The sequence below is a fragment of the Methylosinus sp. LW4 genome, from assembly GCF_000379125.1.
GTDB lineage: Bacteria > Pseudomonadota > Alphaproteobacteria > Rhizobiales > Beijerinckiaceae > Methylosinus.
The window spans coordinates 226322-248245 of record NZ_KB900626.1 but is presented as its reverse complement, the minus strand read 5'-3'; the positions used below and the strand labels follow the sequence as shown (position 1 = coordinate 248245).

22 protein-coding genes are annotated in these 21924 nt (G+C 65.9%); 17 read left to right on the top strand and 5 right to left on the bottom strand.

Features of this window, described 5'->3' with window-relative positions; genetic code table 11:
• The first annotated feature begins 113 nt into the window (after positions 1–113).
• Positions 114–686, top strand: coding sequence for an HNH endonuclease (locus METLW4_RS0101225; RefSeq protein ID WP_026191154.1), 573 nt, complete (start codon positions 114–116; stop codon positions 684–686).
• A 15-nt stretch (positions 687–701) separates the two neighbouring features.
• Positions 702–1181, top strand: a complete 480-nt coding sequence (locus METLW4_RS0101220) for a hypothetical protein (RefSeq protein WP_018264377.1) — start codon at positions 702–704, stop codon at positions 1179–1181.
• Between the two features lie 17 nt (positions 1182–1198).
• Here the strand turns inward: METLW4_RS0101220 and METLW4_RS0101215 are convergent, their stop codons facing one another.
• Both METLW4_RS0101215 and METLW4_RS0101210 read right to left on the bottom strand, forming a co-directional pair.
• Positions 1199–2008 (bottom strand): hypothetical protein, encoded by an 810-nt coding sequence (locus METLW4_RS0101215; RefSeq protein WP_157234746.1) that lies wholly within the window; start codon positions 2006–2008, stop codon positions 1199–1201.
• Between the two features lie 114 nt (positions 2009–2122).
• Positions 2123–3670, bottom strand: coding sequence for a helicase HerA-like domain-containing protein (locus tag METLW4_RS0101210; protein ID WP_018264375.1), 1548 nt, complete (start codon positions 3668–3670; stop codon positions 2123–2125).
• A gap of 337 nt (positions 3671–4007) precedes the next feature.
• On the opposite strand from METLW4_RS0101210, the gene METLW4_RS0101205 reads away from it, so the two are divergent.
• The 6 genes from METLW4_RS0101205 to METLW4_RS0101180 all read left to right on the top strand — a co-directional run bounded on the left by METLW4_RS0101205 (position 4008) and on the right by METLW4_RS0101180 (position 9820).
• Entirely contained in the window at positions 4008–4634 is a 627-nt protein-coding gene (locus METLW4_RS0101205) for an SCO family protein (protein ID WP_026191153.1), read from the top strand.
• A gap of 118 nt (positions 4635–4752) precedes the next feature.
• Positions 4753–5529, top strand: coding sequence for a M48 family metallopeptidase (locus METLW4_RS0101200; protein ID WP_018264373.1), 777 nt, complete (start codon positions 4753–4755; stop codon positions 5527–5529).
• A 213-nt stretch (positions 5530–5742) separates the two neighbouring features.
• Positions 5743–6186 carry an ArsC/Spx/MgsR family protein gene (locus tag METLW4_RS0101195; protein ID WP_018264372.1) on the top strand — a complete coding sequence of 148 codons (444 nt, stop codon included), beginning with the start codon at positions 5743–5745 and terminating at the stop codon, positions 6184–6186.
• Between the two features lie 33 nt (positions 6187–6219).
• Positions 6220–7176 (top strand): bifunctional enoyl-CoA hydratase/phosphate acetyltransferase, encoded by a 957-nt coding sequence (locus tag METLW4_RS0101190; RefSeq protein ID WP_018264371.1) that lies wholly within the window; start codon positions 6220–6222, stop codon positions 7174–7176.
• Positions 7173–8357, top strand: a complete 1185-nt coding sequence (locus METLW4_RS0101185; RefSeq protein WP_043331616.1) for an acetate/propionate family kinase — start codon at positions 7173–7175, stop codon at positions 8355–8357. Before METLW4_RS0101190 ends, METLW4_RS0101185 begins: the two co-directional genes overlap by 4 nt.
• 329 nt (positions 8358–8686) lie before the next feature.
• Positions 8687–9820, top strand: a complete 1134-nt coding sequence (locus tag METLW4_RS0101180; RefSeq protein ID WP_018264369.1) for a hypothetical protein — start codon at positions 8687–8689, stop codon at positions 9818–9820.
• 43 nt (positions 9821–9863) lie between these two features.
• Here METLW4_RS0101180 and METLW4_RS0101175 read toward each other — a convergent pair whose 3' ends face one another.
• Entirely contained in the window at positions 9864–10925 is a 1062-nt protein-coding gene (locus METLW4_RS0101175) for a hypothetical protein (protein WP_157234744.1), read from the bottom strand.
• 277 nt (positions 10926–11202) lie between these two features.
• On the opposite strand from METLW4_RS0101175, the gene pheS reads away from it, so the two are divergent.
• The 7 genes from pheS to METLW4_RS0101140 are packed head-to-tail and all read left to right on the top strand — an operon-like array spanning position 11203 to position 18284.
• Positions 11203–12285: a phenylalanine--tRNA ligase subunit alpha gene (gene pheS / locus METLW4_RS0101170; protein ID WP_018264367.1), complete on the top strand. Its 1083-nt coding sequence runs from the start codon at positions 11203–11205 to the stop codon at positions 12283–12285.
• 21 nt (positions 12286–12306) lie between these two features.
• The gene (locus METLW4_RS0101165) at positions 12307–12630 is read left to right on the top strand and encodes a hypothetical protein (protein WP_018264366.1); all 324 of its coding nucleotides are present in this window, start codon (positions 12307–12309) and stop codon (positions 12628–12630) included.
• A complete protein-coding gene (locus METLW4_RS0101160; protein WP_018264365.1) occupies positions 12627–13085 on the top strand; it encodes a hypothetical protein in 459 nt (152 codons plus the stop codon). Before METLW4_RS0101165 ends, METLW4_RS0101160 begins: the two co-directional genes overlap by 4 nt.
• Positions 13086–13101: 16 nt before the next feature.
• Complete coding sequence (gene pheT, locus METLW4_RS0101155) at positions 13102–15525, top strand: phenylalanine--tRNA ligase subunit beta (RefSeq protein ID WP_018264364.1); 2424 nt, start codon at positions 13102–13104, stop codon at positions 15523–15525.
• Positions 15526–15527: 2 nt separating this feature from the next.
• Positions 15528–15824 carry a hypothetical protein gene (locus METLW4_RS23600; RefSeq protein WP_051079608.1) on the top strand — a complete coding sequence of 99 codons (297 nt, stop codon included), beginning with the start codon at positions 15528–15530 and terminating at the stop codon, positions 15822–15824.
• A 31-nt stretch (positions 15825–15855) separates the two neighbouring features.
• Complete coding sequence (locus METLW4_RS0101145) at positions 15856–17631, top strand: FAD-dependent oxidoreductase (RefSeq protein WP_018264362.1); 1776 nt, start codon at positions 15856–15858, stop codon at positions 17629–17631.
• Complete coding sequence (locus METLW4_RS0101140) at positions 17628–18284, top strand: methyltransferase family protein (RefSeq protein WP_018264361.1); 657 nt, start codon at positions 17628–17630, stop codon at positions 18282–18284. The genes METLW4_RS0101145 and METLW4_RS0101140 overlap by 4 nt, the downstream gene beginning before the upstream one ends.
• Before the next feature lie 7 nt (positions 18285–18291).
• Here the strand turns inward: METLW4_RS0101140 and METLW4_RS0101135 are convergent, their stop codons facing one another.
• Positions 18292–19269 (bottom strand): beta-ketoacyl-ACP synthase III, encoded by a 978-nt coding sequence (locus METLW4_RS0101135; protein WP_018264360.1) that lies wholly within the window; start codon positions 19267–19269, stop codon positions 18292–18294.
• 219 nt (positions 19270–19488) lie between these two features.
• Between METLW4_RS0101135 and rimO the strand changes: the two genes are divergently transcribed.
• Together rimO and METLW4_RS0101125 are read left to right on the top strand one after the other, a co-directional pair.
• Positions 19489–20865: a 30S ribosomal protein S12 methylthiotransferase RimO gene (rimO, locus tag METLW4_RS0101130; protein ID WP_018264359.1), complete on the top strand. Its 1377-nt coding sequence runs from the start codon at positions 19489–19491 to the stop codon at positions 20863–20865.
• 46 nt (positions 20866–20911) lie between these two features.
• Entirely contained in the window at positions 20912–21175 is a 264-nt protein-coding gene (locus METLW4_RS0101125) for a hypothetical protein (protein ID WP_018264358.1), read from the top strand.
• Here the strand turns inward: METLW4_RS0101125 and METLW4_RS23595 are convergent.
• The gene (locus METLW4_RS23595) at positions 21128–21763 is read right to left on the bottom strand and encodes a nicotinate-nucleotide adenylyltransferase (protein ID WP_018264357.1); all 636 of its coding nucleotides are present in this window, start codon (positions 21761–21763) and stop codon (positions 21128–21130) included. The two genes, METLW4_RS0101125 and METLW4_RS23595, sit on opposite strands and share 48 nt — an antisense overlap.
• Positions 21764–21924: the final 161 nt, after the last annotated feature.

The following is a 21924-nucleotide window of genomic DNA, read 5'->3' as shown; positions in this document are numbered from 1 at the left end:
TGCGGCGCCGCGGCGCCGAGAGAAGCCTTCACAATGGCGTCATCCTGCCTATAGACTATGGCCGCGGCTCGGGGGCTGGAGGCGTCCGAACGATTCGCGGAAAGAGGGCCGAGGTGACCGTTCACTTTCGCCAGTCCAATGTTTCGCCGCAGGCCTGTCCTGCATTGGTTCTCAACGCCGACTATCGGCCGCTGAGCTACTATCCTCTGTCCCTATGGGGGTGGCAGGACGCGATAAAGGCGGTCTTCCTCGACAGGGTCAACATCGTCTCGGAATATGACAAGACGGTCAAAAGTCCGAGTTTCGAAATAAGATTGCCCTCTGTCGTTTCGCTCAAAGCCTATGTAAAGCCGGCCCGCCATCCCGCCTTCACCCGTTTCAACGTATTTCTTCGCGACCGCTTCACCTGCCAATATTGCGGACAGCAGGACGATCTCACCTTCGATCACGTAATCCCCCGCTCCAAGGGCGGCGCCACCACCTGGGAAAATGTCGTCGCCGCCTGCTCGGCCTGCAATCTGCGCAAGGCCGACCGGCTGCCGCATGAGGCGCATATGCTGCCGGCGCAGCCGCCCTTTCAGCCGAGCGTCGCCGATCTCCACCGCAATGGGCGGCTGTTCCCGCCCAATTATCTCCACGAGAGCTGGCTCGATTATCTCTATTGGGATTCGGTGCTGGAGCCCTGATCGCAATCGAGCCACATGCTGCGTCGCCTTCTCGTCGTTTCTTTCGCCTTCGTGCTCGCCGCCGGCGCGGGCATGATCTTCCTGCCCATCGCCGCGCTCAGCGATCCCACGACGCGCGAGGCGGGCTCGTCCCTGGCCATTGCGGCGCTGTTCTCGGCCGAGCCCGATGATGTCGCGGCGGCCTTCGGCTATCTGCTCTGGGCCATGGGGATCGCCGCCTGCGCGGCGCCGCTCGCCATTGTGGCGCTCGTCGGCGAGATCGCCGGAGCGCGCGCCTACACCTGGTACGCCGGGGCGACGGCCCTGCTCGCCGCCGCCGCGCCGACGATACTCCGCGCCGCGCGCGGGAGCGGCCGATTCGTCGAGGCGAGCCCGGCCGAGGGACGCTTCACGCTGCTGTTCTTTCTCGCCGGGGCTTTGACGGGGACGATCTATTGGCTGATCGCCATGCGCGGGCGGGAACCGCGCGAAGAGCGGCCGCAAGGGCTTATGTGAATATCGCCGCGTTATCGTCACTCATCGTCGTCGTCTTCCTCTTCGACCGATATCCGGTCGACGAATTTCAAATATTCTTGTGGCTCCATATGTCGCCGCAACTCGTCAATCTCGCCGCCCAGGTCACCGGACGGGTAGATGCGTAGCGTCGCCGTGAAGCCGCTCAGAAGCTGGTTGCGGGTCATCCGCCGCATACCACGCGGACGGCCGCTATATCTGCGATAACCCTCGACCGTGACCATATTGCTCAGCATTTGCCGCGCAAACCCATAGGCGTTATGCAGAGGCACGCCTTCCGAAACCGGATCGTCGAAACCAGTCAGCCTCGGCCTCTGGAAACCCATGCCTGCCGACTGCTTCAGCTTCTCGGCCCTGCGCGGCAGCACCGGCGAGATCGGATCGAAATCCCAATGCAGATTCGGGCAATTGCCGATGATGAATTCGCCGATTGTGATTCCCATGTCGAAGATCACATTGTAGCCGGCGTTCTCGCCCGTCCACGGCGGGTCGTAGGTGTAGTATGAACCCGTCGGATAGCCGTCCGGCCCCACGAGCACGAGCAGCCCCGCAAATTTATTGCCCCAGCGATTGAGCGCCCTGACACCTTTCTCGTCCGGCCAGATGGAGACGCAGAAATAGCGGCGCAGCCACTCCCGAAAATAAGCGACGCGTTCATGGCGCACGCGCATGAAATAGTCGAAATTCTCGACCGCCTGCTCCCGCGAGAGCAGCCGCTCCTCCACCTTGTGCGGCGGATCATAGAGCGGATAATCGCGCAAAGCGCGCCGCAGCCATTTCTTTCTCAACCAGGCCTGTGGGCGGAGCATTATATGCGACTCTATATATGGACGACTCAATGAGCATTGCGTGCCGACCATCGATCTGAAAGATGCGAAGGCGGATTTTCCGGTCTGGTCGATCGCGCCATAGAGCGTCGTCCGTCAGCGCGATATCCCGCCCAGCACGCCGCGCAGCACTTCCTTCGCGATCTGCGTGCCGATGGAGCGCGCCGCCGATTGCACGGCCGAGCGCACGGCGAGCTCGCCGGTGGACATGCGCTTGGGATTCTCGCGCTTGAACAATCCGCCGACCACGCCGCCGAGCGTGCCGATGAGGCCGCCGCCGGCGCTCGCCTGCGTCGTCGGCTCCTCCGGCCGAGCAGGGCCAGCGCCGGCGCCGCTCAAATGGCCCTCGGCGCGTTTCTGCAATATTTCGAAGGCGGATTCGCGATCGATCGGCGTGTCATATTTGCCGCGCAGCGCGCTCTCCGCCAGCACGGCGGCGCGCTCCTCGGCGGTGATCGGCCCGACGCGCGAGGCGGGCGGCGCGATCAGCACGCGATCGACGATCTCCGGCTTGCCCTTGGCGTCGAGCATGGAGACGAGCGCCTCGCCGACGGAGAGCTGCATGATCGCCTCCGCCGTGTCGAAGGCGGGATTTTGCCGGAAAGTCTCCGCCGCCGCACGCACGGCTTTCTGGTCGCGCGGGGTGAAGGCGCGCAGCGCATGCTGCACGCGATTGCCGAGCTGGCCGAGCACGCTGTCCGGCACGTCCAGCGGATTTTGCGTGACGAAATAAACGCCGACGCCCTTGGAGCGGATGAGCCGCACCACTTGCTCGATCGCCGTCAGCAGCGCCTTGGGCGCATCGTCGAAGAGAAGATGCGCCTCGTCGAAGAAGAAGACGAGCTTGGGCTGCGCGAGATCGCCGACCTCCGGCAGCTGCTCGAACAGCTCCGACAAGAGCCATAGCAGGAATGTGGCGTAGAGCCGCGGCGAGCGCATCAGCTTGTCGGCGGCGAGAATGTTGATGACGCCGCGGCCGTCGCGATCGACGCGCAGAAAATCGGAAATATCGAGCGCCGGCTCGCCGAAGAATTTCTCGGCCCCTTGAGTCTCCAGCACCAGCAGCTGGCGCTGAATGGCGCCGACGGTCGCGGGCGCGACATTGCCGTATTTCGTCTTCAAAGAGCCCGCATTGTCGGCGACATAGGTGAGCGCGGCGCGCAGATCCTTGAGGTCCAGCAGCAAGAGCCCCTGCTCGTCGGCGACGCGGAACGTCACATTGAGCACGCCCTCTTGAACATCATTGAGCTCGAGCAGACGTGCGAGCAGCAGCGGCCCCATTTCGGAAATGGTGGCGCGCACCGGATGCCCCTGCTCGCCGAACACGTCCCAGAAGACGACGGGGAAACGGTCCACGGCATAGGCGAGGCCGATCTCCAGCGAACGATCGACGAAGGCCTGGCGCATCTCGCCCGCCTGCGACAGGCCGGCGAGATCGCCTTTCACATCGGCGAGAAAGACGGCGGTCCCCGCATTGGAGAAGCCTTCGGCGAGCTTTTGCAGCGTCACCGTCTTGCCCCCGCCGGTCGCGCCGGCGATGAGGCCGTGGCGATTGCCGACGGAAAGGGTGAGGTAACTATAAACGCCGTCGGCGCTCGCGCCGACGAGGATTTTTCCGGGGCTGGCGTTCGGATCGTCGCTCATGTTCTCGCGCCTGCGCTCATTGGGAGAATCATTGGGCCGCCATTATATATCCGGCCGTCGTCGGCGCGGGCGTTTTCCTGTCGCGTGCTGCGACGCGGCGCCGCGGCGACGGCCTCGCTCCAATGCGACGCCTTGCCGTGACGCTCTCCTGTGACGCTTGGCGAACGTCCCTCCGCAGGCTAAGTTCCGCGCACAGAGAGGAGCGTCGAGCCGCCACACATTCGAGATCGCCGCCGCCCGGCGGGGCCGCTCTTTCGAGCCGCCGATGATCGACGCCGCGATCGCCTCGGCCGCGGCGCGAACGAGCAAACGACGCCATATCTTCAGGAAGAAACGCATGTCCAAGAGCTACGCCAAGAGTTCGCAAAAGGGTCGCGCCAAGGGCCGCGACCTTCCCAAGCTGCCTCTCTTCGCCATCGGCGGCGTCTTTCTCGCCGCCTTCGCCGCATTGGTGGCGTTCACCAGCCTCAAGCCGCCGCCGCCGCCCGCCTCCGCCATCGGCGGGCCGTTCCAGCTCGTCGCGCACAACGGCCAGACTGTCACCGAGAAAGACTTTCTCGGCCGACCCTTCCTGGTCTTCTTCGGCTACACGCATTGCCCGGACATCTGCCACACGACTCTGTTCGAGATTTCCGAGGTGCTGCGCGCGCTGGGGCCGAAGGCCAACGCCGGCGCTCTGTTCGTCACCGTCGATCCCGAGCGCGACACGCCCGCCGTGCTCAAGGACTATCTCTCCAATTTCGATCCGCGCATCGTCGGCGTCTCCGGCGAGCGCGCGCAGCTCGATCCGATGCTGAAGGAATATCGCATCTATTCGAAGAAGGCGGCGGAGAGCGGCGAGGACTATGCGGTCGACCACACGACCGTCGTCTATCTGATGGACAAGAACGGACGTTTCGTCAGCTCCTTCAATGTGGGACGCAAGCCCGCCGACGCCGCGCGCGATCTCGAGCGCTATATGTGACGCGCGACGCGAAGACGCGAAGACACAGAGACGCAAAAACGACACAGCCGAGATTTTTTTGCGTAGGTCGCGAACTTCCCTGTCGCGACTCGGCGCGAGTTTGCGTTAGCATCGAATCATGCTTCGTCTCCGACGCGACGGCCTCGCGAAAACCGCGGGCTCCACGGCCCTGACACTCACACATGCGGGCGAGACGCTCACCGTCTCGCTGCGCCGTCTGCGCAGCGCGCGGCGCTTTACGCTGCGCGTGCGCTTTGCTGCGCGCGACGCCGTGCTCACAATGCCCGCGCGCGCCTCCTTGCGTGAGGCGCGCGAGTTCACCGAGCGTCACGCCGCCTGGATCGCCGCGCGGCTCAATCGTCTGCCGGACACGATTCCCTTTCGCGACGGCGCCGTCGTGCCGCTGCGCGGCGTCGACCACCGCATCGCGCACCGCCCCGCCGCGCGCGGAACCGTATGGACGGAGACGCGCTTTGCTCTCGACACGGCGCTCTGCGACGGTTTCGATCTCTGCGTCGCCGGCCGCGAGGAGCATGTGCATCGCCGCATCGTCGATTTTCTGAAACGCGAGGCGCGCCACGATCTCGAGGCGGCGGTGGAGCGCCATACGCGCGCGCTCGGCCTGCCGGCGCGCAGCGTCGGATTGCGCGACACGGTGAGCCGCTGGGGCTCCTGCTCGGCGTCGGGCTCGCTGAACTTCTCCTGGCGGCTGATCTTGGCCCCGTCTTTCGTGCTCGACTATCTCGCCGCGCATGAGGTCGCGCATCTCGAATATCTCGATCATTCGGATCGCTTCTGGGCGCTCACCCGGCGCCTCTGCGCGGAGACGGACCGCGCCGAGGGCTGGCTCTCCACGCATGGCGCGCATTTGCATAAATTCGGCGCGACCGAATAGACGCGGCCTTCTCACTTCCCTCTCTATCAAAAGACGCGCGCCCTCCCCGGCGCGCCTATGAAACGACGCGCCGTCATCGGCGCGTCACGCCCGCTTGGTTTCTGAATCGTTAAAATTCTGCTCCCGCCGAATCAGAAGCGTTCCGCAGCGCACAAAAATGCGCTATAAAAGAGACAAAGCTCCTTCTTCGGTAGTCGCTCTTCGAGGTGGCGTATGGCCGACGTGATCTTCTACGAGAAACCCGGCTGCGCCGGAAATGCGCGTCAAAAGGCTCTGCTGCTCTCCTCCGGCCATGCGCTGCAGGTGCGCAATCTGCTCGCCGAGCCTTGGAGCGTCTCCAGCCTGCGGCCTTATTTCGGCGAGACGCCGGTGCGCGAATGGTTCAATCTCGCGGCGCCGCGGGTCAAATCCGGCGAGATCGACATCGAGACCATCACGCCGCAAGCGGCGCTGGTCATGATGATCATCGATCCGATATTGATCCGCAGGCCGCTCATCAAGGTCGGCGGCCGCTGCGAGGCGGGCTTCGATCCCGAGCGGATCGGCGCCTGGATCGGCCTGCAGCCGACCGAGAAGCGGGTGAGCGACACCTGCGTTCGGGCGGAGACGGCGGCGCTGCGCGCCGAGAGCGAGGCCGGAGCCGCGCCCGCCGACTGATCGCGGGAGCGGGGAAGGTCGCAAGGAGGTCCGATGCTTTTCCGGCGCGATGTCGCGGCCTCCGGCTCGCCTTGCGGCTTGTATTTCGAGACCTTGCTAGAGCGCTGCCGTGCGATGCGGCCCATTCGCATCGGCGTGGTGCATCCTTGCGACGCGGTTTCCGTGCAAGGCGCGCTCGCCGCGCGCGACCAGGGCCTCATCACGCCCGTTCTGGTCGGGCCGAGCGCCAAGATCGCGGCCGCAGCCGCGGCGGCCGCCCTCTCGCTCGAGGGCGTCGAGATCGTCGACGCGCCGCATAGCCACGCCGCCGCCGACGCCGCTGTCGAGCTGGTGCGGCGCGGCGAGCTCGAAGCGCTGATGAAAGGCTCGCTCCACACCGACGAGGTGATGGGCGCCGTGGTGCGCGAGGGAACGGGGCTGCGCACAGAGCGTCGCGTCAGCCATGTCTTCGTTCTCGACGTGCCCAATTACTGCAAGCCGCTGCTCGTCACCGACGCCGCGATCAACATCGCCCCCACGCTCGCAGAGAAGCGCGACATCGCCCAAAACGCCATCGATCTCGCGCATGCGCTCGGCATAGAGCGGCCCAAGCTCGCCGTCCTGTCCGCCGTGGAGACGGTGGACGCCAAAATCCCCTCGACGATAGAGGCGGCGGCGCTCTGCAAAATGGCCGATCGCGGCCAGATCAGAGGCGCCGACGTCGATGGTCCGCTCGCCTTCGACAACGCCATCTCGCCCGAGGCGGCGAAGGCGAAAGGCATTGTCTCCAATGTCGCCGGCGACGCCGATATTCTGCTCGCGCCCGATCTCGAGGCCGGCAATATTCTCGCCAAGCAGCTCGTCTATCTCGCCGACGCCGAGGACGCCGGCATCGTGCTCGGCGCGCGCGCGCCGATCGTGCTGACGAGCCGCGCCGATGGCGTGCGCGCCCGCATCGTCTCCTGCGCGCTGGCGCAGCTCTTCGCCCATCGCGTGGTGGAGGCTGCGTGAGCGGCGCTTCTGCGGTCCTATTGGCGCTCAACGCCGGCTCGTCGAGCCTCAAATTCGCGCTCTATGACGCGGCGACGCTCGCGCCTCTTTGCCGCGGCGGCGTCACCGCCATAAAGGAGCAAGACCAGCCCGCCCGCTTTTCCGTCAAAGGCGAGGTCGCGGCGGCGCTCGCCGCCGGCCCCGGCCCCGCGCCGGACATCGACCACGAGGGCGCGGCGCGCTGGCTCATCGCGGCGATCGGCGAGCGTCTGGCGGAGCTTCCCCTCGCCGCCGTGGGGCATAGGGTGGTACATGGCGGCGCGGAATTCGACCGTCCCGTGCGGGTCACGCCCGAAATATTGCAACGGCTGGAGGCGCTCTCGCCGCTCGCGCCGAGCCATCAGCCGCATAATCTCGCGCCGATCCGCAGCCTGCTCGACAGCGCGCCGGAGCTGCCGCAGATCGCCTGTTTCGACACCGCCTTTCACCGCACGCAGCCGCGTCTCGCGCAGCTGTTTCCGCTGCCGCGCGACTTCGCCGAGCGCGGCGTGCTGCGCTATGGCTTTCACGGCCTCTCCTATCAGTTCATCGCGCAAGAGCTGCGCCGCCTCGAACGCGCAGAGGGGCGCTCGATCGTCGCGCATCTCGGCCATGGCGCCAGCCTCTGCGCCATGCGCGATCTCGAGAGCGTCGCCACCACAATGGGCTTCACGGCGCTCGACGGGCTGATGATGGGCACGCGCAGCGGCGCCATCGACCCCGGCCTGCTGCTGCATCTCGTGATGCAGGAAGGCTTTTCGCCCGAGCAAGTCCATGCGCTGCTCTATGAGCGATCCGGCCTGCTCGGCGTCTCCGCGATCAGCGACGATCTGCGCGCGCTCGAGGCGAGCTGCTCTCCCGCGGCGGAGGAGGCGATGGCGCTCTTCGCCTATCGCGCCGCGCGCGAGATCGGCTCGCTGGCGAGCGCACTGAACGGGCTCGACCGCCTCGTCTTCACGGCCGGCGTCGGCGAGAATTCGCCGTCCATGCGCGCGCGCATCTGCGCTTATCTCGGCTTTCTCGGCCTCGCTCTGGACGATGAAGCGAATGCGACGAATGCGCAAATCATCAGCGCGCCGACGAGCCGCATCGAGACGCTCGTGCTTCCCACCAATGAGGAGGCGGTGATCGCCGAGGCCGCGCGCGCGCTGCTCCTCGGTTGAACGCCGACGCCGAAACGTCGAGAAACGCACAGCAATTCGGCGCCCGCCGCACAATTTGCGGGCGCGTTTTCCGCTCCGCCGATAGGCCGCTTCTCATAAATCGCTGAATTGTCGAGACGTGGCTGGCGGCGCTGGTCTGGCGCCCAAATTGCGTATAATCTCGCGCCATGGCGTGAGCCTCGGCGCGGCCCAAAGAAGGGCCAAAATCAGCAACGCCGCTGTTCCGATCGAGTCGCGCCCAAAGCGCGATCGTTGGACGGCGGCTTTTTTGTCCGTCGCGCCCCGACGGAGCGCGGCGCCGACGAGGGGCAGACATAAAAATGATGAGAATGAAACGAAGCGCTCCGCCGCGCCCGATCTTCGTGAGCGCGAAGACTTTGGCCATCGCCGCCGCCCTGCTCGGCGTCTGCGTCGGCGAGGCCGCTGGCGCGGACGCGCCCGCAAAGCTCGTCGCCGCGCCGGCGCCCGATGTCGCCGCCCCTGCGCCCCTGCCGCCGGCGCCGCTCGGCGTTTTCGGCGCCGATATGCCGGCCGCCGGCAAGCTCGTCGTCTCCATCATTCCGCAATTCGCCAATCTCTCGCATACGCTGAAGGGAACGCGGCAGGTTTCTTCGGAGGAAGTCGTCGCGACGACGCCCTGGTTCGGCCATCCCACATTGAAGCTCCGGCTGGTGCCGCAGAATGTCTCCGTCGCCTCGCAAACGCTGGCGCTCGCCTATGGAATCACCAATTATCTATCCGTCGTCGTCACCGGCGGCATGATCGAGCGCAATCTCGACATGCTGGCCTTTCAAGGGCCGACGAGTCTCAACAGGCTCGGGATCAGCCATACGGGAACCGACGGCCTCACCGATTTCACCGCCTCGACGATTTATCGCGTCTATGAGGACCCGATTCATCGCATTCAGCTCAATCTCGGCATGAGCTTCCCGACAGGAAGCGATCACAACACATTCCGCCTGCTGCTGCCGGACGGCAGCTACGCCACCAGCCGCGCCTTCTATGCGCTGCAGCCGGGAAGCGGCACGTTCGACGTGCTGCCCGGAATCGTCTACGCCGGCCATATCGACAAATGGTCCTGGGGCCTCTCCTATCGCGGCCGCTTTCCGCTGGCCGCCAACCCGGAAGGCTATCTCTATGGCGATCTGCACGAATTCAACGGCTGGGCCGGCTATAGCTGGATAAAGGGCCTCACCACCACTTTCCGCGTCAACGCCACGACGCAGGGCGAGATTCGCGGCCTCGATCCGATGATCCGCGGCAAGGCGCAGGCGGCCAATCCCAATTTCTACGGCGGCCAGCGCGTGGAGCTGTGGGGCGGCGCGACGATCGCCGGCGCCCTCATCGGCCAGGACGCGCTCACCATCGCGCTGGAGGGCGGCATCCCGGTCTATCAGAGCCTCAACGGTCCGCAGCTCTCCAAGAACTGGCAGGCCGGCATGGCGCTGCGTTGGAAGATTTGAGAAGGAAGGCCGGGCGCGACGGGCCCGGCCTCGCTTCCTCTTGTCAGTGGCCGGTCAACCGCGCCTGCATCAGCGCCTGCTGCGCCAGAATGACGTTGCGCTCGTTCTGCAAGAGGCTGGCCTGTTGACTGGACCGGTCCACTTGCACTTTCAGCACCTGGCCCGGGATAGAGGCGAAAGCCTTGGCGATCGCCAGTGGAATCTCGAGGCAGCTCAGCACTTCGCTCGGCTTTTTCAGCTCGGCCTTCGTCACGAGTCCGTGTGAGAATGTCAATGTATTCACGCGCTCTATGCATGGCCCGCGGGTCATGTCGTAAGCCATCACCGTCCGAATGTCGGGCACGACGGCCAGGAATGTCGTGTCGGTGTCCGAGCCGCGGGTCAATCGAATAGAGACCGGGACGATCGGTCGAAAGCAAATGCTGCCCGCGCATTTTTCCGCCTCTTCCGATGCCCGCGCATCGACCGTAGTATCCAGCGCCGCGGTCGAAGCCTTTCCTCGCCGCGCCGGCAATGGCCCATCGCCCTCCGTCGGATAGGAGATTTGCAAGTTCACGCCACATTTATTCAGAGCGGCGACCGCCGCGTTGCGCGACGCCCAGCTGAAAGGATCGATCAGCACATCGACTCGGCAAGTTGTCGTCGGGGCCGTCGATGCGCCCCTCATGAACGGCGTAACACCCGCCGCTGCAGCGTTGGCGGCGATTTCGACGACCTTCTTCACGATGTCCGGCGTGCGATCCGTCACGTCCGAGTTCACCCCGGTCAGCAGGCCCGTCTCATCGACCGCGATGCTGAACGTATCATCGGAAAATTCGCTCTCGTGCCGTTCCAAGACGTATTTGGCGCGACGATCAGGGAAATATTGCGTGGAGCTCTGGGTGATCTCGAGCATGCCGGGATTGTCTTTCAACGGCTTTATCGAGATCGGGATGAAACCGCGAGGAAGGTAATAATAGAGCCCAGGGATCGCTGTGGTCGGCGGCGGAAAATCGGCGATGGAACGGGACGTCAGCGTCCGGTCAGAACAGCCCGATAGGGAAGCGACAAGCAAGCTAGAGACAACGACGACGGTCGCCGCGGCGGCTCGGAAACGAAAGGTCATCGGCAACTCCCACGCGACATGACTTCATGCGTCGCCACGACGCGCCCGACACGATCGAACTTTTTTCGGTCGGGAAAACCCCGCCCCGGATAGAACCGAATTCGCGCCGGCCGCCACCCGGCACAAAATGTGGCAAAAACATGATAGCTGAGTTTAAGTTCTCCGCAACCCTCGCGAGCGCTTCCTCGGCGCGCTTGCCTTGCGCCCGCGTTCTCGACATCGCCTGCCGAGCGTGGCACAAACCGCCCCGGAATCTCAAAAAAGCCGTGGCGGGACGATGACGAACATAGCGGAACTGGAGACCGAGACTCTGGCGGCGATAGCGGCGGCGGCCGATGAGGCCGCGCTCGAGGCCGTGCGCGTCGGCGCTCTCGGCAAAAAGGGAAGCATTTCGGCGCTGCTGGCGACGCTCGGCAAAATGTCGCCGGACGACCGCAAGACCGAAGGCGCCAAGATCAATGCGCTGAAGGACAAGGCCCAAGAGGCGCTCGCCGCGCGTCGCGACATTCTGCAGCAGCAAGCGCTGGAGAAGCGCCTCTCCGCCGAGACGGTGGATGTGACGCTGCCGGTGCAGGAGAGCGGCCAGGAGCTGGGACGCATTCATCCGATCTCACAGGTGATGGACGAGCTGACGGCGATCTTCGCCGATATGGGCTTCTCCATCGCCGAAGGGCCGGACATAGAGAGCGACGATTATAATTTCACCAAGCTGAACTTCCCCGAGGGGCATCCCGCGCGCGAGATGCACGACACTTTCTTCTTTCCGCCGGGCGCCGACGGCAAGCGTAAGCTGCTGCGCACGCATACGAGCCCGGTGCAGGTGCGCACCATGCTGACCAAGGCGCCGCCGATCCGCGTGATCTGCCCCGGCCGCACCTATCGCTGCGACAGCGACCAGACGCATACGCCCATGTTCCATCAGGTCGAGGGGCTCGTCATCGACGAGACGACCCATATGGGCCATTTGAAATGGGTGCTGGAGGAGTTTCTGAAGGCCTTCTTCGAGGTGAAATCGGTGAAGATGCGCTTTCGCCCCTCCTTCTTCCCCTTCACCGAGCCTTCCGCGGAAGTGGATGTCCAATGCCGCCGCAAGGACGGCGACATTCGCTTCGGCGAGGGCGAGGATTGGATGGAGATATTGGGCTGCGGCATGGTGCATCCCAATGTGCTGCGCAATTGCGGGCTGGACCCCGACAAATATCAGGGCTTCGCCTTCGGCGTCGGCATAGACCGTCTCGCCATGCTGAAATACGGCATGTCGGATCTCCGCGCCTTCTTCGAGGCCGATGCGCGCTGGCTGACGCATTATGGATTCAGGCCGCTGGATTTCCCGACGCTGGCGGGCGGGTTGAGCGGGTGAGGCTTCTCTCGGAGTGACGCAATGAACAATGCGGACATTCAGATCGTCGCAGATCGCGTATTGCGACGGGAGCTCGGCAAGTTCGGCTATCAGCGGGCCGAGGTGCGCTCTGGATTCGATCACAGCGACGAGCCCGCGGTTTATGTGGACGCGGTTCTGGGCGCCGGCGCTCCGCCGCTCGAGCCGACGACCTTTTTCGATGCGCATGCCGCGCTCGGCCGCGCGCTCCTCGCCGAAGGAGAAGAAAGGTTTCCATATTTCCGCATGAGACGGCTCGGAGAAGAACTGCCCGAGGACGAAGCTTCGCGCGAAAGCCCGCCGCGCCCCGAGCGGAGTCATTCGTGATCGACGATCTCCTGGGCCTCGCCGATGAGCTCGCCGGACGCGAGGCAGGTCGCCCGAAGCAAGCGTCGCTGCGGCGAGCCGTCGCGACGGCCTATTACGCCGTGTTTCACGCGCTCGCGAAGCTTTGCGCCGATCAGCTCATCGGCGCCTCGAAGCCCTGGGACGTCTATACGCCGATCTATCGCTCGCTGGATCACAATGCGGCGCGCAAATTGTTCAGAGAGGCGCGCAAATCCACAGTGTTGGCGGCGCAGCTCGAAGCGATCGCTTTCGCCTTTCTCACCCTGTACGATAAGCGGATCGAAGCGGATTACATTCCCGAACCGTTCAAATATTCCCGTCAGGAAGTGAAGGATCTGATCCAGGACGCACGTAGCGCAATCGCGTCTATCGATGGATTGCCCACCGACACCAAGCTCGCGCTCGCCGTGCAGCTCTTGACGAAAACGCGCTGACTCGAGAACGAAAAGAATGAAACTCACACTCTCCTGGCTGAAAGACCATCTCGAGACGAGCGCCTCGCTCGAGGAGGTCGTCGAAACTCTGACGCGCATCGGCCTCGAGGTCGAGCATTTGCACGATCCCGCCGCGCAGCTGAAGGACTTCCGCATCGCGCATGTGATCGACGCCAAGCCGCATCCCAACGCCGATCGCCTGCGCGTCTGCATGGTCGATACGGGCGAAGGCGCGCCGGTGCAGGTGGTCTGCGGCGCGCCCAATGCGCGCACGGGATTGAAGACCGTCTTCTCGGCGCCCGGAACCTATATTCCCGCCAAGAAGATCACGCTCGGCAAGGGCGTCATTCGCGGCGTCGAATCGCTCGGAATGTTGTGCTCGGCCGCCGAGCTGGAGCTCTCCGACGAGCACGACGGCATCATCGAGCTGCCGGAGGACGCCCCCATCGGCGCGGTCTACGCGAAATGGGCCGGGCTCGACGATCCGGTCATAGAGATCAATCTGACGCCCAACCGCTCCGATGCCGCCGGCATTTACGGCATTGCGCGCGATCTCGCCGCGGCGGGCCTCGGAACGCTGAAGACGCCAGCCGTCGAGACGGTCGAAAGCGCCTTCGCCATGTCGCAGCGCGTCGCGCTCGATTTCACTGAGGAGGACAAGCATCTCGCGCCGCTCTTCGCGCTGCGTCTCGTGCGCGGCGTCAAGAATGGGCCGAGCCCGGCCTGGCTGCAGGATCGCCTGCGCGCCATCGGCCTGCGCCCGATCAATGCCCTCGTCGACATCACCAATTATCTGACCTTCGACCGCGCGCGTCCGCTGCATGTCTTCGACGCAAAGAAAGTGGCGGGCGATCTCGTGGTGCGCCGCGCCCGCGACGGCGAGGAACTGCTCGCGCTCGACGGCAAGACCTATAAGCTCGATTCCGACATGGTCGTCATCGCCGATGACAAAGGCCCCGAATCTCTCGCCGGCGTCATGGGCGGCGAGCATTCCGGCTGCTCCGACGAAACGACGGACGTGCTGATCGAGACCGCGCTGTGGGATCCGGCCAATATCGCGCACACCGGCCGCAAGCTCGGCATTTCCACCGACGCCCGCTATCGTTTCGAGCGCGGCGTCGATCCGGCCTTCGCTCTGCCCGGCCTCGAGCTGGCGACGAAGCTGGTGCTGGAATTCTGCGGCGGCGAGGCTTCGGAGGTCGCCATCTGCGGCTCGGCGGAAACGCCGACGCGCAAGCTGCGCTTCCCCTGGAGCGAGACGAAGCGCCTCACCGGCCTCGACGTCTCGAAAGAGGAATCGACCGCCATTCTCACGCGCCTCGGCTTCACGGTCGAGGCGGCAGGCGAGGAGGCGCTGGTCAGCGTCCCCAGCTGGCGCCCGGACATTGAAGGCAAGGCCGATCTCGTCGAGGAGATCGCCCGCATCGCCGGCTTCGACACCATCGCCGCCGCGCCGCTGCCGCGCAACGCCGGCGTAACCGAGCCGGTTCTCACTCTGCTGCAAAAGCGCCAGCGCGCGGCGCGGCGCGCTCTGGCGGCGCGCGGGCTTGTGGAGGCCGTCACCTGGTCCTTCGTCTCCAAGGAGCTGGCGCAGGCTTTCGGCAGCGGCGACAATCATCGCCTCGCGCTCGCCAATCCCATCGCCGCCGAGCTTTCCGACATGCGTCCGAGCCTGCTGCCCGGTCTCGTCACCGCCGCCGGCCGCAACGCCGCGCGCGGCTTTCCCGATGTCGCGCTGTTCGAGGTCGGTCAGATCTTCCAGAGCGAGGACGAGAAGGGCCAGAAGATCGCCGCCACGGGCCTGCGCCGCGGCTTCGCTCTGCCGGCCGGCGCCGGCCGCCATTGGTCGGGCAAGGAGCGCGCGGTCGGCGTCTTCGACGTGAAGGCGGACGCGCTCGCGCTGCTGCAGACGCTCGGCGTCGCCACCGGCGGCTTGCAGATCGTCGCCGGCGGCCCGGACTGGCTCCATCCGGGCCGTTCGGGAACGCTGCAATTCGGCCCCAAGGCGGTCATCGGCCATTTCGGCGAATTGCATCCGCGCGTGTTGCAGGCGCTCGACGTCGAGGGGCCGATCGCCGCATTCGAGATTATTCTCGACGCGCTGCCGGCGCCCAAGGCCAAGCCCACCAAGGCCAAGCCGAAATTGGAGCTCTCCGACCTCCAGCCGGTCTCGCGCGACTTCGCCTTTCTGCTGGACCGCGCCCAGCCGGCCGGCGATCTCATCCGCGCCGTGCAGGGCGCCGATCGCACGCTCATCGTCGATGTCGCGATTTTCGACATCTACGAAGGGCAAGGCGTGCCGGAGGGCAAGAAATCGGTCGGCGTCGCCGTGCGGCTGCAGCCCCGCGACAAAACGCTCACCGACGCCGATCTCGAGGCGCTCGCCCACAAAATTGTCACAGAGGCGGGCAAGAAAACGGGCGCCCAACTCAGAGGTTGACGATGCTTCGCATGATTCGCTTCGTCTTTATTGCTTGCCTCGCCGGTTCTTGCGTCGCCGCTGGCGCGGCGGCGGCCGAACCGCGCAACATAGGCGATTGCGAGCAGATACAGGCGGCGGACGCCTATAATCGCTGCCTCGCCTCCTTCGGCCCGGCGGCCCATGCGCGCAACGCCCATTCCGCGCTCTCCTTCGCGCCGGAGGAGCAGGTCCCGCATAGCGCCAAGCGCTCCAGCGCTTGGAGCGAGCGGGGCCATCGCGGGCGCTTGCGCATGATGTTCACGCCCGGCGGCCGCTGACGCCGCCGCCGGCGCGGGAGGAGCGAGACCAATGGCTCGAGCGCCCTTCCCCGACGGCATAGCGCGACGCGATTTTCTCAATGGTCTGCTGATCGCCGCGGGCGGCGCCCTCTCGCTCAGCTCTCCCGCCCGAGCCGTCACGGGCGGGAGCTGCGATGGGCCGATTGGCCTCGATCCGCGCGTGCGGCGCGGCGGCAATCTGCCGGCGACCTTCACCGTCTCCCATTGGCTGCGCGACGGTCGGCTGACATTCGAGAAAGATTTCGTCTCGCTCGCCCCCGGCTGCGACGATCTCTCCGGCGAAATCCCGCTCGTGGACGCGGGCGGAAGCTTCGACGTCATCGTCATTGGCGGCGGCGTTTCTGGCCTATCCGCGGCGCATCATCTGCTGCGCGAACGCCCGCGGGCGCGCCTGCTGATCCTCGAGGCGGCGCCTGTCCTCGGCGGCAACGCCGGCCGCGACGACGCCCCGCCTCTCCCCGGCCCCGCCTCCACCGCCGGCGCCTATGGAACCGCGCCTTCCGCCGATTGGCTCGCGCAATTCTATCGCGCGATCGACGTCGATTGGCTGGCGCAGAGCGTCCCCGGCCCGGAGAGCAGCTTTTATTTCGACGAATTCGCGCCCGGCCTCGGCGCCGGCGCGCGCGGCTGGAACATAGACACATTCGAGCGCGGCGCCGCGCATCTTCCCTATGACGCGCGCCTTCGCGAAGACTTCGCCCGCGCTTTCGCGGCGATCCGCGCGCTCGGCGAAAAAGGCCTCGCCGATCCGGCCGATGAGAGCGATCCGGCGCTCGACGATCTCTCGAGCGTCAGCCTCGCGCAGCATCTCGAGGCGACGCTCGGCTGCGACGCGATCGTCTCGCGCTTCTTCACCGCCTACACGCTGAGCGCTTTCGGCGGAACGGCCGAGCAGGTGAACGCTCACAGCGCCATCGCTTTCCTATCGAGCGAGCTGACCCGCGGCTCGGTCTTCACCTATCCGGGCGGAACGTCGGAAATCGCGCGCCGCACGCTGCGCCGGCTGACGCAGAGCGAGACGCCGCCGCGCTTCGAAACCAACGCCACGGCGCTGCGGATCGAGACGACCGCGCGGGGCGCGAACGTCGTCTATTTCCAAAATGACCGCTTTCATCGCATCTTCGGCGAGCGGATCATCCTCGCCGCGCCGGCGCAGAGCGCGCGCCATCTCGTCGCGCATCTTTCCGACGCCGCGCGCAAAGCGGCCTGGGCGCAATTCCATGCGGCGCCACTCGTCACCGCCAATGTCGCGCTGCGCCGCGCCGCGCCCCTATCGCAGCTCGGGCTCGGTTACAGTCAGAGCTGGTGGGGCGGCCGGCATTTCGTCAATTACATCGTCGCCGATTGGATGAGCGGCAAGCGCGCCGACCCCGAGCGGCAAACGATTCTCACCTTCTATGGCGGCTGCGACGCGCCGCTCGACGCTCTCGCCGAAGCGCGCATAAAGCTGATGCATACGCCCTTCTCCGATTACGAGGAGTCGATCCGCAGCGATCTGTCACGGCTGATGCGCGGCGCGGATTTCGATTTCGATCGCGATGTGAGCGCGCTGTTTCTCTATCGCTGGGGGCACAGCATGTTGCGGCCGCCGCCGGGCTTTCTCTTCGGCGCGACGCGCGACGCGAGCGGCAGGCTCGACCGTGCGCAGGCGCCGCGACGCATCGCCTGCGCGCCGCTGGGGCCGATCGCTTTCGCGGGCCAGCATGTCGAAGGCGTCCCCTCGATCGAGAGCGCGATCGGCTCCGGCCGCCGCGCCGCGCTGCAGGCGCTGGAGGATCGCCGATGAAGAGGCTCGCGACAGGCGCGCTCGCCATTGTCTTCACTCTCGCCTATCTCGGGCTCGCGGCGCTGGGCGCGGGCGGCGTATCTGCCTTTCTCGAAAAGCCGCCGCTCGCGGCGCTGGCGCTCGTCACTCTGGCGCTCGCCGTCGCCGCCGCTTTTTCGCAAGGCCATCTCGGCGCCGGCATGCGCGAGGATCGCGGCAATCGCTGGGTCATCGCCGCCTTCGCCGTCATCGGCCTGCTCGACGCTTTTCTGCCCGCCTATGCGGATCGCCTCGATAGTCTGACGATCGGCGGCGAGACGCTACGCTGGATCGGCGTCATTCTCTACGCCATAGGCGGCGTGCTGCGTCTGTGGCCGGTGTTCGTGCTCGGACGGCGCTTCAGCGGCCTCGTCGCCATTCAGCCGGGCCATGAGCTGGTGACGACCGGGCTCTACGCCCATATCCGCAATCCGAGCTATCTCGGCCTTCTCATCGGCCTCGTCGGCTGGGCGCTGGCCTTTCGCTCGCTCATCGGCCTCGCGCTGGCGGCGGCGGCGATTCCGCCGCTGGTCGCCCGCATGACATCCGAGGAGGCGCTGCTCGCTTCTCACTTCGGCGCCGTCTATGACGCCTATCGCGCGCGCACGGCGCGGCTCATTCCCGGCCTCTACTGAAAGCGCCTCACCAGCGCAGAACGGCGCCGCCCCAGGTCATTCCGGCGCCGATCGCCATCATGGCGATCACATCGCCTTTCTTCAGCCGGCCGGCGCGATTGGCCTCGTCCAGCGTGATCGGCATCGACGCGCTCGATGTGTTGCCGAAGCGGGAAATATTCATCCAGCATTTCTCGAGCGGCACGCCGAGCTGCGCCAGCGACGCCTCTATGATGCGGGCGTTGGCCTGATGCGCGATCACATGATCGACGTCCTTGGCCTCGAGGCCGGCCATGGCCAGCGCCTCGGTAACGACCTCCGGCAATAGGCGCAGCGCGACCTTATAGACCTCGCGGCCGCGCATCTTGATCTTATGCGCCTCGCCGGGCGTCGGCCCGTCCTGGCGCGGATCATAGGGGCGCGGGATGCCGAGAATGCTGGTCAATGTTCCATCGGTGCGCAGGCTGGTGGAGAGCAGGCCGCGCCCTTCCTCCTCGCCCGGGCCGAGCACCATGGCCCCGGCGGCGTCGCCGAACAGCACGCAGGTCTCGCGATTGGTCCAATCGACGACGCGGCTCAAAGTCTCCGCCCCGACGACCAGCGCGCGGCGGACCTTGCCGGTCTTGATGAACTGATCGGCGATGGAGAGGGCGTAGAGCGAGCCGGCGCAGGCGGCCGAGACATCGAAGGCGAAAGCGTTCTCGGCGCCGATCTTGGCCTGCAGAAAGGCGGCGCAGGCGGGCGTCTGGGCGTCGCCGGTGACGGTCGCGACGATGATGAGGTCCAGCTCGCGCGGATCGACGCCGGCCAGCTCCAGCGCGTTTTTCGCCGCGGCGGCGGCCATGTCGGAGGTGGATTCGCCCGGCGCGGCGATGCGGCGCTCCTCGATCCCGGTGCGGCTGACGATCCAGGCGCCATTGGTCGCGACCATTTTCTCGAGGTCGGCGTTAGTCAGAACCTTCGCGGGGGCGTAGGATCCGGTTCCGAGAATGACGGTTCTGAGCAACGGCGTGCAGCCTCTTCCTTCTTACCCGGCGTGCGTGCGCCGCCGTGGAAACCTCATGCCTAGCAGGGATCGGCGAGACGCGAACCTTAAAATTCGTTAATCCCCAGGACCAGCTCGAGTTCGACCAGCTCGAGTTTGGACCAGCTCGAGTTGGCCGAGCTCTCGTTGCGAGCTCATCTTTCGATCCGAGCCGGGGGCGATTGCCACGGCGCGCGCGTCATGGCAAGCCTTCCGCCCATGCAGAACGTCCCCGCCGACCCGCCCGCGCCCGCCAAGGAGGCGCCGCGCGTCTCCTTCGTCTCCCTCGGCTGCCCCAAGGCGCTCGTCGACAGCGAGCGCATCCTCACCCGCCTGCGCGCCGAAGGCTATGAGCTTTCGCGCACCCACGCCGGGGCCGATGTCGTGGTGGTGAACACCTGCGGCTTTCTGGACAGCGCCAAGGCCGAGTCGCTGGAGGCGATCGGCGCGGCGCTGAAAGAGAACGGCAAGGTGGTCGTCACCGGCTGCATGGGGGCCGAGCCGCAGGCGATCGCCGAACGCTTCCCCGATGTCCTCGCCATCACCGGCCCGCAGGCCTATGAGAGCGTGGTCGAGGCCGTCCACGCCGCCGCCGCGCCGAGCCATGATCCTTTTCTCGATCTCGTGCCCGAGCAGGGCGTCAAGCTCACGCCGCGCCATTACGCCTATCTCAAAATCTCGGAAGGCTGCGACAATAGCTGCTCCTTCTGCATCATTCCGCATTTGCGCGGCTCGCTGGCCTCGCGGCCCGCGGGCGAGGTGCTGCGCGAGGCCGAGCGGCTGGTGAAGGCCGGCGTCAAGGAGCTGCTCGTCATCTCGCAGGACACCAGCGCCTATGGCCGCGACCTGCGCTATTCCGAGAGCCAATGGGGCGACCGCAGCGTGCGCGCGCGCTTCCTCGATCTCGCAAAGGAGCTGGGCTCGCTCGGGGCCTGGGTGCGGCTGCATTATGTCTATCCCTATCCGCATGTGGACGAGGTCGTCGAGCTGATGGCGGAGGGCAAGATTCTGCCCTATCTCGACATTCCCTTTCAGCACGCCGCCCCTTCCGTGCTGAAGGCGATGAAGCGCCCCGCCAATGAGGAGAAGACGCTGGAGCGGATTAAGGCGTGGCGACGCATCTGCCCCGACCTCGCGCTGCGCTCCACCTTCATCGTCGGCTTCCCCGGCGAGAGCGAGGAGGATTTCGCCTATCTGCTCGATTGGCTGGAGGAGGCGGAGATCGACCGCGCCGGCGCCTTCCGCTACGAGCCCGTGGCCGGCGCGCCGGCCAATGATCTGCCGCTCGACGCCATCGCGCCCGAGGTGAAGGACCAGCGCTGGAAGCGCTTCATGGAGCGCCAGCAGAAGGTCAGCGCCCGCCTGCTGAAGCGCAAGATCGGCAAGCGCCTGCAAGTTCTGGTGGACGAGCCCGGCGGCGGCGCCACAGGCCTCGCACGCGGGCGCAGCAAGGCGGATGCGCCGCAGATCGACGGAACGGTGCACATCTCCTCGCGCCGCCCGCTGCGCGCCGGCGACATTGTGACGGTGAAGATCGACCGCGCCGACGCCTATGATCTCTACGGCGCGGCGGTGTGATAATGTGAGGCGAAGGTAGAAAAATAACGATAGAGGAGCGCCGCCTATGACCGAAGAGCCCCCGAAGGATCGCATTCCGCGTCTGCTGGCCAGCCGTCAGCTGATGTTCTTCACGGCGGTCATTCTCGCTTTGTGGGTGTTCGTCACCTTCTTCTTCCGTAACCCGTATCAGCAGGCGGTGGAGTTCGGCTATTACGACAGTCACCCTTATGACGAAGGCACGATCTGGACCTATGTGCTGGTCGTCGTGCCGATGATCGGCCTAGGGGCAGCCCTGCTCTGGTGGCAGCGCCGCAGCGCCGGCAAATAATCTCGCGCTGCGCAGCGCGGTGGACGATTGCGCGACGCGCGGCGCATGCAGATAGACGAAAGCGGGCGGCGGCATGTCGGCGAGCAGCGCCGCCGCGCTCTCCGGCAGGCGCGCGGACGCAAAGCGTTGCGCCGCTTTGGCCGCGGCGGCGCGAAAGGTCGCGCCCGGCCGATCGACGATGGCGATCGGCGTCGTCTGCGCGATCTCCTGCCAATCGCGCCAGCGGTGGAATTGCAGCAGATTATCGGCGCCCATGATCCAGACGAAGCGCACGCCCGGACAGCGCCGATGCAGAAAGCGCAGCGTATCCGCCGTATAGCGCGCGCCGATCTCCGCCTCGAGCCCCGTGACCACTATGCGCGGATCGCGGGCGATTTTCTGCGCCGCGGCGATGCGCTGCGCCAGAGACGGCAGGCCGGCGGTCTCCTTCAGCGGATTGCCGGGCGTCACCAGCCACCAGAGGCGATCGAGCGCCAGCCTCTGCAACGCCACTTGCGAGACATGGGCGTGGCCTTCATGCGGCGGATCGAAAGAGCCGCCGAACAGGCCGATGCGCATCCCCGGCGCGTGAGGCGGCAGACGAATCATCGCGAAATCTTCGAAAGCTCGCGCCCCTTCTCCCACTCGTGGGAGAAGGTGGCCTCGCGCAGCGAGGTCGGATGAGGGCCCTCGTGACGTTCTGCATCCCAGCCGGATACGCCCTCACGACTTCGACAATCGCCGGGACCCTCATCCGACCCGGCTTCGCC

What these genes read in the sequence shown, in the direction of transcription:
- METLW4_RS0101145 (WP_018264362.1), top strand. Translation starts at nt 15,856, where the DNA reads ATGGCTCGAGCGCCCTTCCCCGACGGCATAGCGCGACGCGATTTTCTC.
- METLW4_RS0101190 (WP_018264371.1), top strand. Translation starts at nt 6,220, where the DNA reads ATGCTTTTCCGGCGCGATGTCGCGGCCTCCGGCTCGCCTTGCGGCTTG.
- METLW4_RS0101210 (WP_018264375.1), bottom strand. Translation starts at nt 3,670, where the DNA reads ATGAGCGACGATCCGAACGCCAGCCCCGGAAAAATCCTCGTCGGCGCG.
- METLW4_RS0101165 (WP_018264366.1), top strand. Translation starts at nt 12,307, where the DNA reads ATGAACAATGCGGACATTCAGATCGTCGCAGATCGCGTATTGCGACGG.
- METLW4_RS0101125 (WP_018264358.1), top strand. Translation starts at nt 20,912, where the DNA reads ATGACCGAAGAGCCCCCGAAGGATCGCATTCCGCGTCTGCTGGCCAGC.
- METLW4_RS0101140 (WP_018264361.1), top strand. Translation starts at nt 17,628, where the DNA reads ATGAAGAGGCTCGCGACAGGCGCGCTCGCCATTGTCTTCACTCTCGCC.
- METLW4_RS23595 (WP_018264357.1), bottom strand. Translation starts at nt 21,763, where the DNA reads ATGATTCGTCTGCCGCCTCACGCGCCGGGGATGCGCATCGGCCTGTTC.
- METLW4_RS0101215 (WP_157234746.1), bottom strand. Translation starts at nt 2,008, where the DNA reads ATGCTCCGCCCACAGGCCTGGTTGAGAAAGAAATGGCTGCGGCGCGCT.
- METLW4_RS0101205 (WP_026191153.1), top strand. Translation starts at nt 4,008, where the DNA reads ATGTCCAAGAGCTACGCCAAGAGTTCGCAAAAGGGTCGCGCCAAGGGC.
- METLW4_RS0101180 (WP_018264369.1), top strand. Translation starts at nt 8,687, where the DNA reads ATGAAACGAAGCGCTCCGCCGCGCCCGATCTTCGTGAGCGCGAAGACT.
- METLW4_RS0101200 (WP_018264373.1), top strand. Translation starts at nt 4,753, where the DNA reads ATGCTTCGTCTCCGACGCGACGGCCTCGCGAAAACCGCGGGCTCCACG.
- METLW4_RS0101175 (WP_157234744.1), bottom strand. Translation starts at nt 10,925, where the DNA reads ATGACCTTTCGTTTCCGAGCCGCCGCGGCGACCGTCGTCGTTGTCTCT.
- METLW4_RS0101195 (WP_018264372.1), top strand. Translation starts at nt 5,743, where the DNA reads ATGGCCGACGTGATCTTCTACGAGAAACCCGGCTGCGCCGGAAATGCG.
- pheT (WP_018264364.1), top strand. Translation starts at nt 13,102, where the DNA reads ATGAAACTCACACTCTCCTGGCTGAAAGACCATCTCGAGACGAGCGCC.
- METLW4_RS23600 (WP_051079608.1), top strand. Translation starts at nt 15,528, where the DNA reads ATGCTTCGCATGATTCGCTTCGTCTTTATTGCTTGCCTCGCCGGTTCT.
- pheS (WP_018264367.1), top strand. Translation starts at nt 11,203, where the DNA reads ATGACGAACATAGCGGAACTGGAGACCGAGACTCTGGCGGCGATAGCG.
- rimO (WP_018264359.1), top strand. Translation starts at nt 19,489, where the DNA reads ATGGCAAGCCTTCCGCCCATGCAGAACGTCCCCGCCGACCCGCCCGCG.
- METLW4_RS0101220 (WP_018264377.1), top strand. Translation starts at nt 702, where the DNA reads ATGCTGCGTCGCCTTCTCGTCGTTTCTTTCGCCTTCGTGCTCGCCGCC.